Here is a 17021-nt window from a genome sequence, read left to right on the forward strand (position 1 = left end):
GGGCCTAGAATGCCACGCTCGATAGGAACCGGCCAGGCAAAACCTATAAGAACTACCAGGTTGTGCTACCCGCCGTCGACGTGCTCTTCATTAACGAGGCCCATGTTGCACCCTCCCCCAGCCCCTTTGAAAAGCAGCGCTGGCGACCACCTCAAGGTCGGTACCACGCATGCCTGCACCGCCCCTATCTGTTGCAATGCCACTTCATGGCCCACCCGAGTGTGGCGCCGCGCATCGCTCATTGCAGACAAGGACCCGTGCCATGCAGATGCCCAAGACCCTTCAGATCCGCAACGGTGAAAAAGTCCCTTCAACCTTCTCAGCGCAGGAGTACGCCCAGCGCCTGAGCACGCTGCGAGCCTACATGGCCCGACAGGATATCGACGCGGCGCTGTTCACCTCGTATCACAACATCAACTACTACGCCGACTTCCTGTATTGCTCTTTCGGCCGCCAGTACGCCCTGGTAGTGACCCGGGAGCGCACGGTGCTGATCAGCGCCAATATCGACGGAGGGCAGCCTGGGCGTCGCGCAGTCTGTGATGCTCAGGTGGTCTACACCGACTGGCAACGGGGCAATTTCTTCGTTGCGGTCAAACAGGCCTTGCCCCAGGCAACACGGCTGGGCCTGGAGTTCGACCAGCTCACCCTGCCCAGCCACCAAGCCTTCGTCGAGCTTTATCCCCGGGCACAACTACTGGATATCGCCGCGCAGTGCATGACCATGCGCATGCTCAAGTCAGCAGAAGAACAGGCGCTGATCCGCCAGGGCGCACGCATCGCCGACATCGGTGGGGCCGCCGCCATCGACGCCCTGCAGGATCAGGTGCCGGAGTACGATGTGGCCCTGCACGCCACACAGGCCATGGTTCGGGAAATCGCCAGGACCTTTCCCGCAGCCGAATTGATGGACACCTGGACCTGGTTTCAATCAGGGATCAATACCGACGGCGCACACAATCCGCTGACCTCGAGGCGAATCAGGCCGGGAGAGATCCTCAGCCTCAACTGCTTCCCGATGATCGCCGGTTACTACACCGCGCTGGAGCGCACACTGTTCCTTGGCCATTGCCCCGACGCTCATCTGCGGGTTTGGGAAATCAACCTCAAGGTGCATGAGGCCGGATTGCGGTTGATCAAACCCGGCGTCCGCTGCAGCGACATTGCCCGAGAGTTGAACGAAATCTACCTGGAACACGACCTGCTGCAATACCGAACCTTCGGCTACGGCCACTCGTTCGGCATCCTCAATCACTACTACGGACGCGAGACCGGGCTGGAGTTTCGTGAGGACGTGGACACAGTGCTGGAGCCCGGCATGGTGGTGTCCATGGAGCCGATGATCAGGTTGCCCGAAGGCAGGCCAGGTGCCGGTGGCTATCGGGAGCACGACATTCTGATCGTCAGTTCCCGGGGCGCGGAAAACATCACCCGGCTACCCTATGGACCACAGCACAACATCATCGACCGCTGAAGCGACGATCAGAACCGCCCGGCTCGGATATTCAATGCTCTCTTGATGACTCTGCATCTGCAAAGCAAAAAAACCGTGAAGAGTGCAGCGATTACCGCTGAAATCCAACAAGAAAAATCTTAAGCAACAAGAGCTTTCAGGGCTTATCCAGGATGGGCCCTGAAACCCAATCAAAACATATGCCGTCCATTTCACTTAGGTGCCTGCCCTGGCACTTTTCAAGTCATGCAGAAAGAACAAAATCAGCATGCCCCTATGGTTCAGTTGCGATACAGACACAACTAAGTGAAACCAGACATTACAAGTAGCCGACCCTGTTCACTTCACGGAATCAACGCATTGCGCTTGGCAAACTCCGCCAGGCTTACTTGCGACCCCAACCCCAGCTTCTGCAACAGTCGGGTCTTGTAGGTGCTGACTGTCTTGTTGCTCAAGAACAGTTTTTCTCCAATGGCCTTGTTGGAATAACCCTGTGCCAGGTACTGCAACACAATCATTTCCCGATCGGTCAGCTGGCCTATCTGCTCGGCCTCGGACTGCTGCTCCGCTGCGGGAATGGAAACGTCCAAAGCCAGGGACGGATAAAAGGTGTAACCGGCCAACACTGCATTCAGAGCCACTACCAGATTGCCCAAGTCCTCCTCCTTGTTGACAAAGCCCCGAGCACCAAGCTGAATGCAGCGTCGGCAGAAGCTCTCAATCGACTGCGAGGTCAGCACCAGCACTTCAGTAGGCAGGCCCAGTGCCTTGATGCGCGCAAGCACCTTGAGGCCATCCAGTTTGGGAATACCGATATCGAGGATCACCACATCCGGCCCATGCTCGCGCACCAGCTCCAGCGCATCCAATCCATTGTCTGTTTCGGCCACCACCCGCATGTTGTTCTTTTCCAGCAAAACCTTAACGGCGAGCCGAACAACGGGATGATCGTCAACTATCAATACGCTGTGCATATTGTCACTTCACCTTAAAAACCCGGCCTTCGGGTGAGCCGGACCGCCCGGAAAATATACGTAACCGCACCTCAATCAGCTGCAACTTACGTATCTGTATAAAACGCTGATGTCATATAGGTATTGCGTGTGTAATACCTTGATGCCCCCCAGAAAATTCAGATTCCTGGCAAATAACCAACGATACAAGGGGTTAATGACTTCTCCTTAAGGAATCAGACGGTCTGATTTTTCAATAGGAAATTTCCTACTGTACATGGGGATTTGCCTCATGGCCGCGACTCAAGAGCCTTAAGCACTATGACCGTCAAATAATGACATGAGCCGGCAATGCGACATTTAAATGTTCTGGTTCTGGAAGATGAACCGCTGCAACGCCTGGTTACCGTCACGGCATTGAAAAAAGTGATGCCCGGGCAGGTGCATGAGGCGGCCAGTGGCAGTGAGGCACTCGCGCTGCTGGAGCAGTGCGAAAGGATGGACATTGCCATCTGTGACTTGAAAATGCCCGGAATGGACGGCTTGGCATTTCTGCGCCATGCCAGCCAAAGCGCAAAGCTGCACTCGGTGATCCTGTGCAGCCAGATCGATCCGGTTCTGCGACACACCACCGTCTCGATGATCAAGCGCCTGGGCTTGAACTTCCTCGGTGATCTGGGCAAGCCCTTCAATCTGGAGCGTCTGACCACCTTGCTGACGCGTTATCAGAACCAGCGCCACAGTCTGGTCACAACGCTGAAAAAGTCCGAACTCCCCACCCTGACGGACGTGATTCGCGGCCTGGACAACGGCGAATTCGAACCCTACTACCAACCCAAGGTGACACTCGACAACGCGTCTCTGCAGGGTGCGGAAGCGCTGGCTCGCTGGAATCATCCACAGTTGGGAGTACTGCCGCCTTCACACTTCCTGCACATCATGGAACACCACTGCTTGCTGGACCGCCTGTTCTGGCAGCTGTTCGACCAGGGCCTGGCCCTGCGCCGCAAACTGGCGCAAAAAGGCATCCCCCTGGGTTTCTCGTTCAATCTGCATCCATCACAGCTGGCGTCCCAGACTCTGACCGAATCCATCGCCTCACTGCTCACGCTGTTTCAGGTTCCACCCAGCAGCATCACCTTTGAAATCACCGAAACCAGCCTGATCAGCGCCCCCGCCAGTAGCCTGGAGAACCTGGTACGCCTGCGGGTGATGGGCTGCGGTCTGGCCATGGACGATTTCGGTGCGGGCTACTCCTCCCTGGATCGCCTGTGCGAGCTGCCCTTCAGCCAGATCAAGCTTGACGGCACTTTCGTGCGCAAGATGGGGCATCAACCCAGACGCAGCGCCGTCATCAGCTATACGGTGGCGCTCGCCCGCTCATTGGGCATGTCGTTGATTATCGAAGGAGTGGAAACCCGCGAGCAGCAGGATCGCCTACTGGAGCTGGGATGCGAAGTAGCCCAGGGTTTTCTGTTCGCACGGCCGATGCCGGAAAGTCATTTCATTGCCTACTGCACCCGTTAGTCCCTTGTGACAACAGATCAAAGTGGCGACCCGTCGCACAGGTTCCTGTACCGTCCGCCCCGCGCTCATTGCGTTGTTACTCATTGATAGAGTCATCTGGCCCCCTACTATCTGAAGCGATCATGCATTCACGACTTTTCTGGCTTTTTATCTGCTTGGCGATATTGAGTGCTCAACCGGCAGCGGCCCAGCCTCCGACGTTGCCCAATACGCTGTACAGCACGGTACGCCTCGATCACCACGACCTCGCCCTTGAGGATGAAGACTGGCGCTGGCTGCGCCACAAGTCGGAACTGAAAATCGGCGCCGTGACTACAGAACCGCCCCCCTTCAACGTCAGCTACAACGACAATCACTACGAGGGCATTACCGCTGACGTCAGCGCTCTGATTGGGCAGATGCTCGGGGTTCGCATCAAGATCGTACCCTTCGCCACCCGGGCCGAGGCCATGCAGGCGTTGCAGACTGACAACATCGACCTGCTGGGCAGCTTCAGCTCCGAGCCGCCTGCCGACGCCATCAGGTTCAGCCGACCTTTCGCCGAGGGTCGTTTGGCGCTGTTCAAACGCAATGACGAGTCACGCAAATCTCCCTCCAATCTGGCCGGATTACGAGTTTCTGTGGCCCAGGAACACAGCGCGCAACTGCAGTCACGCTTTCCCTTGGCCCGCTTGATGGTCTATCCCACCCATGACGAGGCCATAGCCGCAGCCGCCTTTGGTCATACCGACATGTACGTGGACGATGTCCTCAGCGCCTACTTCCGTATCAATCGTTCCTACTACGGCTTTCTCAAGTTCGAGCGCTTCGCCGACTTTTCCCGAGGCGGCTACAGCTATGCGCTGCAAGAGGATAACCAGCGCCTGCTGCGGATTCTCAACCAGAGCATCGACGCTATCGGTAAGGAAAAGCTCCTCAGCCTGAGTCGACGCTGGGTAGGTAGCGGCTTCATTCCGTCGGACGAAAAGGTGGCACTGACGCCTGAAGAGTCGCGCTGGATCGCCCGTAATCCGGTGATACGCCTGGTGATCAATGACGACCTGGCGCCCATTGCCTTCTTCGACGCTAACGGCATTTTCTCGGGCGTCACCGCTGAACTGCTGGAAGTAATATCACAGCGCACCGGGCTGTACTTCCAAGTCACCGCTCGCAACGGCGGCTACCCGGAACAGATTGAAGCCTTGCGCAAATCAGAGGCCGACCTGGCCATCATGACCGCCAGTACACAACGTGAGGACAACCTGCGCTTTACCCGTCCCTTTCTGACCAGCCCCTTCGTCCTCGTGACCCAGACCGACAAAGAAGGCAAGGCACAACGGCCAGGGGACCTGACAGACAAGCGCCTGGCCATCCCTACCGGGCACGTGACACTGCAACATGTGCGCAAGCTCTACCCGAAAGCCGAAGTGATCGAAGTTGGTACCTCGCTGGACGCCATGAACATGGTCTATGCCGGCGGCGCCGATGCCGCAGTGGTGTCATTACCGGCCTCGCGTTACTACATTGTCCGCCTGTTCCAGAATCGCCTGGCGGTTGCCGACCTGATTCACACCAGCCAGGCAACCGCTAGCTTTGCCCTGCGACGAAGCGATTCGGAACTGCAGTCCATCCTCGACAAGGCCCTGATCAGCCTCCCGACGGACGACTTGAACGCCATCGCCAACCACTGGCGCTCGCCACCGGGCATGAGCAGCGAAACCTGGCGCGACTATGCGTTGATGATCGCCGAGATCATTGCCGGCGCTTCGTTGCTGCTTCTACTGTCGCTGCTCTGGGTCGTCTATCTGCGCCGCAGGGTCAAGGCCGAGAAAACCCTCAATGAACAATTGCGCTTTATCGAGACCCTGGCAGAAAACATGCCTCCGGCCCTCTATATCCGGGACATCGAAGGCAACATGCTGTCCTGCAACCGCAGCTATCTGCAGAGCGTCGGGCTGACTGCCGAAGAAGTCTTGAACAAGACCGTGCAGCAACTGCCCAATGAGCACTTTTCAGCAGAGCCCGACCTGCACCAGAACTACCTGCAAGCGATCAACGACGGCAAGACCATTACCTCCGTGTATGCCGTGCAATTGCAGGGAAAGGACGTCTGGATCGAGCACTGGATTCAGCCATTCCAGGACGCCAACGGTGTCACTAAGGGCGTGATCTGTGGCTGGTTGGACATTACCAAGCACCGTCATCTGGTCCAGGAGTTGAAGGAGGCGAAGAATCTCGCCGACGAGGCCAGCCGGGCCAAGACCACCTTCCTGGCCACCATGAGCCATGAAATACGCACGCCGATGAACGCCATCATCGGCATTCTGGAACTGGCGCTCAAACGCGCCGACAGCGATCGGATCGAGCGCTCCAGCATTGAAATCGCTTACAGCTCGGCCAAAAGCCTGCTGGAGCTCATCGGCGATATCCTCGACATCGCCCGCATCGAGTCCGGACGCCTGAGCCTCTCGCCAAAACGCGCCAACCTGCGCGAACTGGTGGAGTCGGTGGCCCGGGTATTCGAGGGACTCGCTCGGCAGAAATGCCTGAGCCTGATCCTCGAGATCGACTCCAGCATCAACGGCGACGTGCTGGTGGACGGGATGCGCTTCAAGCAGATCCTGTCCAATCTGGTGAGCAATGCCATCAAGTTCACCGAAGCCGGCTTTATCAAGGTGACCATCTCCGGCGATCTGGTGGAAAACTCTTTGCTACGGGTCAGGCTCAGTGTCGAAGACTCGGGAATTGGTATTTCTCCCTGCAGCCAGCAGCATCTGTTCCAACCGTTCGCCCAAGTAGAGCGCAATGTGCAGAACATCGAGGGCACAGGCCTGGGCCTGGTGATTTGCCGTTCCCTGTGCGAAATGATGGGTGGACAGGTGTCGATGAGCAGCGCCCTGGGCCATGGCACCCGGGTGGATGTGGAGCTGCGCCTGCAAGCACTGGAGCGCGTGGCCACCTCTGAGCGTCCGCCTCAGGTCAGGAAGCGCCACATGTACCGTTTGCAGATTCTGGTGGTGGACGATCATCCGGTGAACCGCCAGGTCCTGCAGCAACAACTGTGCTTTCTCGGACATGACGTGTTCGAGGCGGAGAACGGCCTGGAAGCACTGCATCTCTGGCGTGAGCAGGCCTTTGACGTGATCATCACCGACTGTCACATGCCGATCATGAATGGCGCCCAGATGACCCGGGCAATTCGCCAGGAGGAACGGGACAACGCCTGCGAGCCAATGATGATCATCGGCCTGACCGCCGACGCCCAGCAGGAGGAAGTGGAGCGTTGCATCCAGGCGGGAATGAATGATTGCCTGATCAAACCCATCAGCCTGGATGAGCTGGAAGAACGTCTGCTGTCCATGGGACAGGCCGATGAGGGGGAACGCGAGAACCAACAGCCCCCGAAGCCAGCCAGCGCCCGCTCTCCCCGGGTATTCGACCTGGAGTCCTTGCATACCTTGGTGGGCAGCGAACCGACGATGTTGCATCACATTTTGAGTGAGTTGCTCAGCAACAATCGCACGGACATGCAGAGCCTCGACACCTCGCTCCAGAAGCAGGCGACAGCCGAGCTGGCAGAGTTGGCGCACCGCATCAAGGGTGCTGCGCGCGTGGTCAAGGGCGAACAATTGGTAGAGAGCTGTCGCCAGCTAGAAGATGCCTGCCTGAGCCCTGACCTGTCCCTGGACATGGTCACGGAATGCGTGGAACAGGTGAAACAGGCCATCGTCACCCTCGAACAGCGCCTGCTTGAACAACGCAAGGCCTGGGAGGAACTGCCCCTCGGCTGACAACAAGGCGGCTGCCTCCCGGGCGGCCCCTTGATTCAGCGCTTTTTTGCAGACAAACGAAAAAGGGCACCTCTAGAGGTGCCCTTTTTCGTGAATATGGTCGGGGTAAGGGGATTCGAACTCCTGACATCCTGCTCCCAAAGCAGGCGCGCTACCGGACTGCGCTATACCCCGGTAAAAAAAAGGCACCTACAAGAGGCGCCTTCCTCGATCAGCGCTTTTGGCCTCTGATCTTAAGATTCGATTCCAGCGAACTGGTTTCAAAAATGGTGGGTCGTGTGGGATTCGAACCTACGACCAATTGGTTAAAAGCCAACTGCTCTACCAACTGAGCTAACGACCCAAAAATGGTCGGGGTAAGGGGATTCGAACTCCTGACATCCTGCTCCCAAAGCAGGCGCGCTACCGGACTGCGCTATACCCCGGTTTGAAATTGGCTCCGTGACCAGGACTCGAACCTGGGACCCAATGATTAACAGTCATTTGCTCTACCGACTGAGCTATCACGGAACTACATATTTCAAGCTACAACGTTTTTACTTCATCCTCTTCGACTTGCCCGTATCGCTACGTTCATGTCTCTGAGGCGCGCTATTTTACAATCTTAAAAACCCCTGTCAACCCCTTAAATTGCTTTTAAGACAATGATTTGCGACTTCATTGCCGGCTTCTTCCTGATCAGAAAAAACCCTGGGGGTGACTGACTGCGGGGCGCACTTTACAAGCCTTTTCCTTTCAGTTCAACGCCCTAGTGAAAAAAAAGGCCTCGTAATGCGAGGCCTCTTTATCAATACGCCACCGTGCGATCAGGCAAAGACGATTTCATCGTCCTGCACCGACGCAGTGACTGTCGCTCCTGGCAGGAAACCACCAGACAGGATCAACTGGGCCAACGGGTTCTCGATCCAGCGCTGGATCGCCCGCTTCAGCGGCCTCGCGCCATACACCGGGTCGTAACCGACGGCGATCAGCTTGTCCAAGGCCTCGTCACTCAGCTCCAGGCTCAACTCGCGCTCCGCCAGACGGCTACGCAGGCGACCCAGCTGGATCTGCGTGATACCGGCGATCTGATCCCGCGCCAAAGGCTCGAAGATCACCACTTCGTCGACCCGGTTGATGAACTCCGGCCGGAAGTGGGTGGACACCGCGTCCATCACCGCCGCACGTTGCGCCTCGCGATCCCCTACCAGTTCCTGGATCTGTGCCGAGCCCAGGTTGGAGGTCATGACGATCACCGTGTTGCGAAAGTCCACAGTACGCCCGTGACTGTCCGTCAGGCGGCCATCTTCCAGGACCTGCAAGAGGATGTTGAACACATCCGGATGGGCCTTTTCCACTTCGTCCAGCAGGATCACCGAATACGGCTTGCGACGCACGGCTTCGGTCAGGTAGCCGCCCTCTTCATAACCGACATAGCCAGGCGGCGCACCGATCAAGCGAGCCACGGAGTGTTTTTCCATGAACTCGGACATGTCGATTCGCACCATGGCCTCCTCTGTGTCGAAGAGGAATTCCGCCAGGGCCTTGCACAGTTCAGTCTTACCCACCCCAGTCGGGCCGAGGAACATGAACGAGCCACTTGGCCGGTTCGGATCGGACAAGCCGGCCCGGGAGCGACGCACTGCGTTGGCCACTGCCACCACAGCCTCGTTCTGGCCGATCACCCGTTGATGCAACAGGCTTTCCATCTTCAGCAACTTGTCGCGCTCACCTTCGAGCATTTTCGACACTGGAATACCGGTCCACTTGGACACCACCTCGGCGATTTCCTCCTCGGTGACCTTGCTGCGCAGCAACTGGTTCTCGCTGTGGCCGTGCTGGTCGACCATTTGCAGGCTGCGTTCCAGATCCGGGATTACCCCGTACTGCAGCTCAGCCATGCGGTTCAGATCGCCTTTACGCCGCGCCGCCTCCAGTTCCTGACGCGACTGCTCGATTTTCTGCTGGATCTGCGCGGAACCCTGCACTTCGGCTTTTTCCGAGGTCCAGACTTCTTCCAGGTCAGCGTACTCGCGCTCCAGTCGGACAATCTCTTCCTGGAGTTTTTCCAGGCGCTTGATCGCCGCCTCGTCGTCTTCCTTCTTCAGCGCCTGGGATTCGACTTTCAGTTGAATCAGGCGCCGCTCCAGACGATCCAGCACTTCCGGCTTGGAATCGATCTCCATGCGGATGCGGCTGGCAGCCTCGTCGATCAGGTCGATGGCCTTGTCCGGTAGTTGCCGGTCAGTGATATAGCGGTGGCTGAGCTTGGCCGCAGCAATGATCGCACCGTCGGTGATCGCCACCTTGTGGTGCACTTCATAGCGCTCCTTCAGGCCGCGGAGGATAGCAATGGTGTCCTCCTCGCTCGGCTCATCCACCAACACTTTCTGGAAGCGTCGCTCGAGGGCTGCATCCTTCTCTATATATTGGCGGTACTCGTTGAGCGTGGTGGCACCCACACAATGCAACTCGCCACGGGCCAGGGCCGGCTTGAGCATGTTGCCCGCATCCATCGAGCCCTCGCCCTTGCCGGCGCCGACCATGGTGTGCAGTTCGTCGATAAACAGGATGATCTGCCCTTCCTGCTTCGACAGCTCGTTAAGCAGGGACTTCAGGCGCTCTTCAAACTCGCCACGGTACTTGGCACCGGCAATCAGCGCGCCCATATCCAGGGACAGCAGACGTTTGCCTTTCAGGCCATCGGGCACTTCGCCATTGATGATTCGCTGGGCCAGGCCCTCGGCGATGGCGGTCTTGCCCACACCGGGCTCACCGATCAATACCGGGTTGTTCTTGGTCCGGCGTTGCAGTACCTGGATGGTCCGGCGAATTTCATCGTCACGGCCGATCACCGGATCGAGCTTGCCGTCTTCGGCACGCTTGGTCAGGTCGACGGTGTATTTATCCAAGGCCTGACGCGACTCCTCGACGTTGGCATCATTCACCGCCTCGCCGCCGCGCAGGTTATTGATGGCGTTTTCCAGGGCTTTCTTGCTCACGCCCTGACCCAGCAACAATTTGCCGAGCTTGCTGTTTTCGTCCATGGCTGCCAGCAGCACCAGCTCACTGGAAATGAACTGGTCACCTTTCTGCTGCGCCAGGCGGTCGGCCTGGTTGAGCAGGCGCGCCAGATCCTGGGACATGTTCACGTCGCCAGTGGGGTTCTGGATTTTCGGCAGTTGGTCGAGCTCTTTGCTCAGTTCCTTGCGCAGGCTGTTGACGTCAAAGCCCACTTGCATCAGCAAGGGCTTGATTGAGCCGCCCTGCTGTTCAAGCAGCGCTTGCATCAGGTGCGCCGGTTCAATGGCTGGATGATCGAGGCCAACCGCCAGGGATTGAGAATCGGATAAAGCCAGCTGCAATTTGCTGGTTAATCGGTCTATACGCATTAGTCACCTTCCTTTTGAGCAGGCCGGAGCGATGGACACACCTAAATAGAGAAACCTGCCAGATGATTCTCTAGATGCGGTCGATTCTGGGAGATTCAAGCGTCAGCTGCTTGACGCAAGTCAGATTAGTCTAGCGCTCAAGCCAGATAAGGGAGGCGAAACGCCCAGTACGCGGGCTGCGTCGATAAGAGAAGAAGCGTGGGTCGGTCACCGTACAGTAGCCACCGCCATAGACCGCCGTCACACCTCGGGCCGCCAGACGCAGGCGCGCCAACTGATAGATATCGGCCATGAAGCGCCCGGCATTGACACTAGGGACAAAGGCTTGCTCCGCTGCCGCCAATTGGGCAACGAACGCTTCACGCACTTCCGCCCCGACCTCAAAGCTCTGTGCGCCTATGGCGGGTCCCAGCCATACCAGTACCTCAGCGGGCGGTACATCCAGGCTGTCGAGAGTGGCTTCCAGCACGCCGGCTGCCAGCCCGCGCCAGCCGGCATGGGCTGCCGCGACCCGGGTTCCGGCACGGTTGCAGAACAACGCAGGCAGGCAGTCGGCGGTCATCACCGTACAGGCAACGCCGGGCGTGGCAGACCAGCTGGCATCGGCGCAGACCACTACGCCAGGATCGGCGTGGGCCACAGCGACCCCATGCACCTGCTGCAACCAGGCCGGGGCTATATCGAAGTGCTCGGTCAGGCGCCGGCGATTCTCGGCCACCGCTTGAGGCTGATCCTCAACGTGGTCGCCCAGATTGAGGCTGTCGAACGGCGCCAGGCTGACGCCGCCATCGCGGGTGGTAACACAGGCTTTGACCCCGGCCGGCGCGGGCCAGTCAGGAATCAGCCAATCACTCATCCGATGAACGCCTCACGGTCCTGCTTGAGCAGCGACAACAGCCAGACGAAGTCATCCGGCAACGGCGACTCCCAGCTCATGCGTTGACCGGTGGTCGGATGGTCCAACTCCAGGAAACGCGCGTGCAGGGCCTGACGCGGGAAGTTTTTCAGCGACTCGACCATGGTCTGGCTGGCCGCCGGCGGAATGCGGAAGCGACCGCCGTAAGCCGGATCGCCCACCAACGGGAAATTGATGTGCGCCATGTGCACCCGGATCTGGTGGGTGCGACCGGTTTCCAACTTGACCCGCACGTGGGTATGGGAACGGAAGCGTTCCAGCACGCGGTAGTGGCTGACAGCCTGCTTGCCACCCTCCATCACCGCCATGCGCTGGCGCTGCTGGCCGTGGCGACCGATGGGCGCATTGATCTTGCCCCCCGCAGTCACTACACCAATCACGATGCATTCATAGATGCGGCTGACGCTGCGGCTCTGCAACTGAGCCACCAACTGGGTCTGCGCTTGAATGGTCTTGGCCACCACCATCAGACCGGTGGTGTCCTTGTCCAGACGGTGGACGATACCCGCCCGCGGCACATTGATAATGTCGGGGATGTGATGCAGCAGGGCATTGAGCAGGGTGCCATCGGCATGGCCGGCAGCCGGGTGCACCACCAGGCCCGCAGGCTTGTTGATCACCAGGATGTCATCGTCTTCATAGACGATGTCCAGCTCGATGTCCTGGGCGATCCACTCACCCTGGGCCTCCTGCTCGGCGGTCAGTTCGAGAACGGCACCGCCGTGCACAATGTCCCGAGGGCGGATCACCGCTCCGTCCACAGTCAGGCGGCCGTCTTTGATCCAGGCGGAAAGGCGCGAGCGCGAATGCTCAGCGAATAGTTGGGCGGCGACTTGATCGAGGCGTTGACCGCCCAGTTCGGACGGCACCTCTGCGCGAAGTTCAATTTTATCGGACATGCTCGGACTGGGCGTCGGCACAGCCTTTGGTTTCGGCTGCGCGCTTGTGGTTAAATACGGCGTCTTTTGCCCCGAGGCTTTCAACGGGGCGCTCATCATAACAGGACGGCCCCGCCCAAGACAGCGGCCGTCATAGGGACGCAAGCCGCCATGCAAGTGAAACACCTGCTGCTGATCGCCATCCTCGCACTGACCGCTGCTTGCTCATCGAAGGAAGTCGTTGACGAAAACCTGAGCGAAGTCGAGTTGTACCAGCAGGCGCAGACCGACCTGGACAACCACAGCTTTACCAGCGCCACCGCCAAGCTCAAGGCCCTGGAATCGCGCTATCCCTTTGGTCGCTACGCCGATCAGGCACAGCTCGAGCTGATCTACGCCAACTACAAGAATGCCGAGCCCGAGGCCGCGAAATCCGCCGCCGAGCGCTTCATTCGCCTGCACCCCCAGCACCCGAACGTGGACTACGCCTACTACCTCAAGGGCCTGACCTCCTTCGACCAGGACGTAGGCCTGCTGGCGCGCTTCCTGCCACTGGACATGACCAAGCGTGACCCGGGTGCCGCCCGCGACTCCTACAACGAGTTCGCCCAACTCACCAGCCGCTTCCCCAACAGCCGCTACGCCCCGGACGCCAAGCAGCGCATGATTTACCTGCGCAACCTGCTGGCTGCCTACGAAATCCACGTGGCCGACTATTACCTGACCCGTCAGGCCTATGTCGCCGCCGCCAACCGTGGCCGCTATGTGGTGGAAAACTTCCAGGAAACCCCTTCCGTGGGTGACGGCCTGGCGGTGATGACCGAGGCCTATCAGCGCCTGCATCTGGACGAACTGGCTGCCACCAGCCTGGAAACCCTGAAGCTCAACTACCCGAACCACCCAAGTCTGGTTGACGGTCAGTTCGTGCCACGAGTGGCCGAAGCCGACAACCGCTCCTGGCTGAGCAAAGCCACCCTGGGCCTGATCGAGTCCCGTCCACCGCTGCCGCCGGGAGAAACCCGCGCCAACCAGGACGTGATGAAGCAGTACCAGGATGCCAAGGACGCGATCCCGTCGGAGCTCAAGCCTAAAGACAGCAATGGCGACGTGGTCGAGGAAGAAGAGCACGAGGCTACTGGCAACAACAGTGACCGCTCCTGGTTCAGCTACATGACCTTCGGCGTGTTCGACTGAACAGTGCCGCAGTAAAAAAAGGGAGACTTTAAGTCTCCCTTTTTCATGCCCGCAGCTTTATGGGCCTGTGCGCCCGCCGGGCGCTTGGATAAACTGCTCGCTCTTTTTCCCATAAAGCTGGTCACCATGGTTCGTCTACTGTTCTGGATCGCTCTGATTGCCGCTGCGGTATGGTTCTGGCGCAAATTCAAGCGCCCCGCTGCAACTCCCCGCACACCCCACGAGCCGGCCAGCACGCCAATGGTGCGCTGCGCCCACTGCGGCGTACATCTGCCTCAGGACCGGGCGCTGAGCCTGTCGCAACAGTGGTACTGCAGCCAGGCGCATCTGGAGCAGGGCCCGGACAACCAGCAACGCTGAGTCCTACCTGATCGCCCGCACAATTGGCGACAAAATAACCCGCCCCCAGCCCCCTGCGCCGCCCATCCTGGCGGCCTAGACTGAACTCTCGCCCCCCAACACGGGCGCTATTGCCCGCTGTTGACTCACCAATGAAAACGGCAGCCGCCATGAGCCCAATGCACAGGGTGCTGGTGGTCGATGAGGCCACGGAAGTCCGCGCCCTGGTGGAAATCACCCTCGGCCGCATGCGCCTGCACACCCAAAGTGCCCGCACCTTGCAGGAAGCCCGGGCTCACCTGGCCCGAGAGCACTTCGACCTGTGCCTGACCGACCTGCATCTGCCGGATGGCAGCGGACTGGATCTGCTGCTGCATATTCGCCAATGCCACCCTCAACTGCCGGTCGCGCTTTTAAGCGATGCCCCTGGCATGCAGGCCAGAGCCCTGGAAGCCGGGGCTTGCGACCTGTTGCACAAGCCTCTTCACCCCGTGCGCCTCCGAGAATGGATAAGCAGCAGGCTGAAACGGCTGTCCACTGCCACAAAAAACCTACCCGAGCATCAGTTGTTGGGGGACTCACTGCCCATGGACAACCTGCGCCGACACATCGACAAGTTGGCCCCCAGCCTGGCGGCGGTCTACATCAGCGGCGAATCCGGCAGTGGCAAAGAGCGAGTGGCACGCCTGATCCACCAGTTGGGCCCCAGGGCCAGGGAGCCCTTCATTCCGGTCAACTGTGGGGCCATTCCTGGCGAATTGATGGAGAGTGAGTTTTTCGGTCACCGCAAAGGCAGCTTCAGCGGCGCCCTGACTGATCAGCCCGGCCTGTTCCAGGCCGCTCAGGGGGGCACCCTGTTCCTCGACGAGGTCGCCGACCTGCCTCTAGCCATGCAGGTGAAGCTCCTGCGTGCGCTACAGGAAAAGTCCGTGCGCCCGCTAGGCAGCCAGGAGGAAAGAGCCGTCGATGTGCGGATTCTCTGCGCCACTCACAAGGACCTGAAGTGCGAGGTAGAGTCCGGCCGCTTTCGCCAGGATCTCTACTACCGCCTGAATGTCATCGAACTGCGAGTCCCCGCCCTGCGCGAGCGCCCGGACGATATCGGGATACTGGCGCGGCACATTCTGCAACGCCTGGCCGACGCCAGCGACAAGCCTGCCACCCAACTACACCGGCAAGCACTGCAAGCCCTGGAGCGCTACGACTTTCCCGGCAACGTACGTGAACTGGAGAACCTACTGGAACGGGCCCAGACCCTTTGCGAGGGCCCGTGGATTGAACTGGCCGACCTGCATCTGCCTGTCAGTGAAAACCAGGCCCCCCCTTCTCCCTCGCGCCTCCCCAACCTGGACCTCGCGCTGCACCTGCAACAGGTGGAGCGCCATCTGCTGCTCCAGGCCCTGGAGGAAAATCGCTGGAACCGTACAGCGGCGGCCCGACGCCTGAGTCTGTCCCTGCGTTCGATGCGTTACCGCATGAAAAAGCTCGGCCTGGATTAAATTCGACCTTCGGGCGCATAGGGTGCCGGATCGATAATCGGTGCCTGTCCCAGCAGCAGGTTGCAGAAGAGTTGGCAGGAAGCAGGTGCCAGCACCAAGCCGTTACGGTAATGCCCGCAGTTGAGCCACAAACCGGCAAATCCTGGAACTGGCCCGATGTAGGGAATGCCCTCTGGTGACCCCGGACGCAGCCCGGCCCAATGCCCCACTACCTCAGCGTCCGCCAGTGCTGGAATCAGCTCGACAGCAGAAGCCTTGAGACTTTCCAGAGCGGATGCAGTCGGCGTCTTGTCGAACCCTTCGTGCTCCAGGGTACTGCCCACCAGGATGTGTCCGTCACGCCGGGGAATCGCATAACGGCCCTTGGCCAGGACCATGCTGGACAGGAAGTCGGCAGCGCATTTGTACAGGATCATCTGCCCTTTGACCGGCTCCACCGGTAATACAAGCCCCAGGCTGCCCAGCAACTCACCACTCCAGGCCCCCGCGCAGAGCACCACCTGATCGGCGCGAATCTCACCCAGCGAACTGTGCACGCCTACCACCTGCCGGCCTTCACAAATAAAGCCGCTGACGCTGCACTGCTCGTCGATGTGCACGTTGGGCAAAGCCTGCAAAGCGGCCTTGAGGGATTTGACCAGCCGCGGATTACGCACATTGGCCACATCGGCCATGTAGATCGCCCGCTGGTAGCCGCTGCCCAGCACCGGCACCCCATCATGTACCGCCGAGATATCCACAGCACTCAGTGGCCGCCCCTCACGCTGCGCCCATTGCAGGGCCTGAGCCTCATCGTCCAGGTCCAGCCAGTAGAGCCCGGTGGTATGCACCTCGGGGTCGACCCCGGTGGCCCCCAGCAATTGCTCCGCCAGCTGTGGATAAAAGTCCTGGGACCAATGAGCCAGCGCCGTGACTGCCGGGCTGTAGCGCCAAGGGTACAGCGGCGAGACGATGCCTCCGCCGGCCCACGACGACTCGCGTCCCAGGTCCGAACGCTCTACAAGCCGCACCTGCTGACCCTGGGATGCCAGATTGAAAGCAGTGAGCAGGCCGATCACTCCGCCGCCCACCACCAGCACTTGCTGTTGCTTAGCCATAATCCGATCCAATCATGAGAAAGA

Annotated in this window: 11 protein-coding genes and 4 tRNA genes; 6 read left to right on the plus strand and 9 right to left on the minus strand. The window is 59.4% G+C overall.

Annotated elements, in window-relative coordinates:
• The first annotated feature begins 262 nt into the window (after positions 1-262).
• Positions 263-1474: a M24 family metallopeptidase gene (locus tag ACSSVC_RS31005; protein WP_492611840.1), complete on the plus strand. Its 1212-nt coding sequence runs from the start codon at positions 263-265 to the stop codon at positions 1472-1474.
• 323 nt (positions 1475-1797) lie between these two features.
• On the opposite strand, the gene ACSSVC_RS31010 is transcribed toward ACSSVC_RS31005, so the two are convergent.
• Complete coding sequence (locus ACSSVC_RS31010; RefSeq protein ID WP_346636005.1) at positions 1798-2427, minus strand: response regulator; 630 nt, start codon at positions 2425-2427, stop codon at positions 1798-1800.
• A 330-nt stretch (positions 2428-2757) separates the two neighbouring features.
• On the opposite strand from ACSSVC_RS31010, the gene ACSSVC_RS31015 reads away from it, so the two are divergent.
• Both ACSSVC_RS31015 and ACSSVC_RS31020 read left to right on the plus strand, forming a co-directional pair.
• The gene (locus ACSSVC_RS31015) at positions 2758-3933 is read left to right on the plus strand and encodes an EAL domain-containing response regulator (RefSeq protein WP_346636004.1); all 1176 of its coding nucleotides are present in this window, start codon (positions 2758-2760) and stop codon (positions 3931-3933) included.
• A 122-nt stretch (positions 3934-4055) separates the two neighbouring features.
• Complete coding sequence (locus ACSSVC_RS31020; RefSeq protein ID WP_492611841.1) at positions 4056-7703, plus strand: transporter substrate-binding domain-containing protein; 3648 nt, start codon at positions 4056-4058, stop codon at positions 7701-7703.
• A gap of 97 nt (positions 7704-7800) precedes the next feature.
• On the opposite strand, the gene ACSSVC_RS31025 is transcribed toward ACSSVC_RS31020, so the two are convergent.
• The 7 genes from ACSSVC_RS31025 to rluD form a co-directional block, all read right to left on the minus strand.
• Positions 7801-7877: transfer RNA gene (locus tag ACSSVC_RS31025), tRNA-Pro, on the minus strand.
• A gap of 93 nt (positions 7878-7970) precedes the next feature.
• Positions 7971-8046 (minus strand) — tRNA-Lys (locus ACSSVC_RS31030).
• A 5-nt stretch (positions 8047-8051) separates the two neighbouring features.
• Positions 8052-8128, minus strand: a tRNA-Pro gene (locus ACSSVC_RS31035).
• A gap of 9 nt (positions 8129-8137) precedes the next feature.
• Positions 8138-8213: transfer RNA gene (locus ACSSVC_RS31040), tRNA-Asn, on the minus strand.
• A gap of 296 nt (positions 8214-8509) precedes the next feature.
• Positions 8510-11074, minus strand: a complete 2565-nt coding sequence (gene clpB, locus ACSSVC_RS31045) for an ATP-dependent chaperone ClpB (protein WP_346636002.1) — start codon at positions 11072-11074, stop codon at positions 8510-8512.
• Positions 11075-11204: 130 nt separating this feature from the next.
• Positions 11205-11930 (minus strand): peptidoglycan editing factor PgeF, encoded by a 726-nt coding sequence (pgeF, locus tag ACSSVC_RS31050; protein WP_446440434.1) that lies wholly within the window; start codon positions 11928-11930, stop codon positions 11205-11207.
• The gene (gene rluD, locus ACSSVC_RS31055; protein ID WP_102865461.1) at positions 11927-12889 is read right to left on the minus strand and encodes a 23S rRNA pseudouridine(1911/1915/1917) synthase RluD; all 963 of its coding nucleotides are present in this window, start codon (positions 12887-12889) and stop codon (positions 11927-11929) included. The genes pgeF and rluD overlap by 4 nt, the downstream gene beginning before the upstream one ends.
• A 150-nt stretch (positions 12890-13039) precedes the next feature.
• Between rluD and ACSSVC_RS31060 the strand changes: the two genes are divergently transcribed.
• The 3 genes from ACSSVC_RS31060 to ACSSVC_RS31070 all read left to right on the plus strand — a co-directional run bounded on the left by ACSSVC_RS31060 (position 13040) and on the right by ACSSVC_RS31070 (position 15900).
• The gene (locus ACSSVC_RS31060) at positions 13040-14062 is read left to right on the plus strand and encodes an outer membrane protein assembly factor BamD (protein WP_346636000.1); all 1023 of its coding nucleotides are present in this window, start codon (positions 13040-13042) and stop codon (positions 14060-14062) included.
• Positions 14063-14188: 126 nt separating this feature from the next.
• Positions 14189-14422, plus strand: a complete 234-nt coding sequence (locus tag ACSSVC_RS31065; RefSeq protein WP_346635999.1) for a PP0621 family protein — start codon at positions 14189-14191, stop codon at positions 14420-14422.
• Positions 14423-14571: 149 nt separating this feature from the next.
• Positions 14572-15900 (plus strand): sigma-54-dependent transcriptional regulator, encoded by a 1329-nt coding sequence (locus tag ACSSVC_RS31070; RefSeq protein ID WP_346635998.1) that lies wholly within the window; start codon positions 14572-14574, stop codon positions 15898-15900.
• On the opposite strand, the gene thiO is transcribed toward ACSSVC_RS31070, so the two are convergent.
• On the minus strand, positions 15897-16997 hold the full coding sequence (thiO, locus tag ACSSVC_RS31075; RefSeq protein ID WP_404937697.1) for a glycine oxidase ThiO: 1101 nt from the start codon (positions 16995-16997) through the stop codon (positions 15897-15899). The genes ACSSVC_RS31070 and thiO overlap by 4 nt on opposite strands.
• Between the last annotated feature and the right edge of the window lie 24 nt (positions 16998-17021).

It is taken from the genome of Pseudomonas sp. E1BtOHC1 (genome assembly GCF_058744285.1).

Excerpts from the sequence above, each read along its gene's own strand:
- ACSSVC_RS31015 (WP_346636004.1), top strand. The coding sequence starts at position 2,758 with ATGCGACATTTAAATGTTCTGGTTCTGGAAGATGAACCGCTGCAACGC.
- ACSSVC_RS31070 (WP_346635998.1), top strand. The coding sequence starts at position 14,572 with ATGAGCCCAATGCACAGGGTGCTGGTGGTCGATGAGGCCACGGAAGTC.
- pgeF (WP_446440434.1), bottom strand. The coding sequence starts at position 11,930 with ATGAGTGATTGGCTGATTCCTGACTGGCCCGCGCCGGCCGGGGTCAAA.
- ACSSVC_RS31005 (WP_492611840.1), top strand. The coding sequence starts at position 263 with ATGCAGATGCCCAAGACCCTTCAGATCCGCAACGGTGAAAAAGTCCCT.
- ACSSVC_RS31020 (WP_492611841.1), top strand. The coding sequence starts at position 4,056 with ATGCATTCACGACTTTTCTGGCTTTTTATCTGCTTGGCGATATTGAGT.
- ACSSVC_RS31060 (WP_346636000.1), top strand. The coding sequence starts at position 13,040 with ATGCAAGTGAAACACCTGCTGCTGATCGCCATCCTCGCACTGACCGCT.
- rluD (WP_102865461.1), bottom strand. The coding sequence starts at position 12,889 with ATGTCCGATAAAATTGAACTTCGCGCAGAGGTGCCGTCCGAACTGGGC.
- thiO (WP_404937697.1), bottom strand. The coding sequence starts at position 16,997 with ATGGCTAAGCAACAGCAAGTGCTGGTGGTGGGCGGCGGAGTGATCGGC.
- ACSSVC_RS31065 (WP_346635999.1), top strand. The coding sequence starts at position 14,189 with ATGGTTCGTCTACTGTTCTGGATCGCTCTGATTGCCGCTGCGGTATGG.
- clpB (WP_346636002.1), bottom strand. The coding sequence starts at position 11,074 with ATGCGTATAGACCGATTAACCAGCAAATTGCAGCTGGCTTTATCCGAT.
- ACSSVC_RS31010 (WP_346636005.1), bottom strand. The coding sequence starts at position 2,427 with ATGCACAGCGTATTGATAGTTGACGATCATCCCGTTGTTCGGCTCGCC.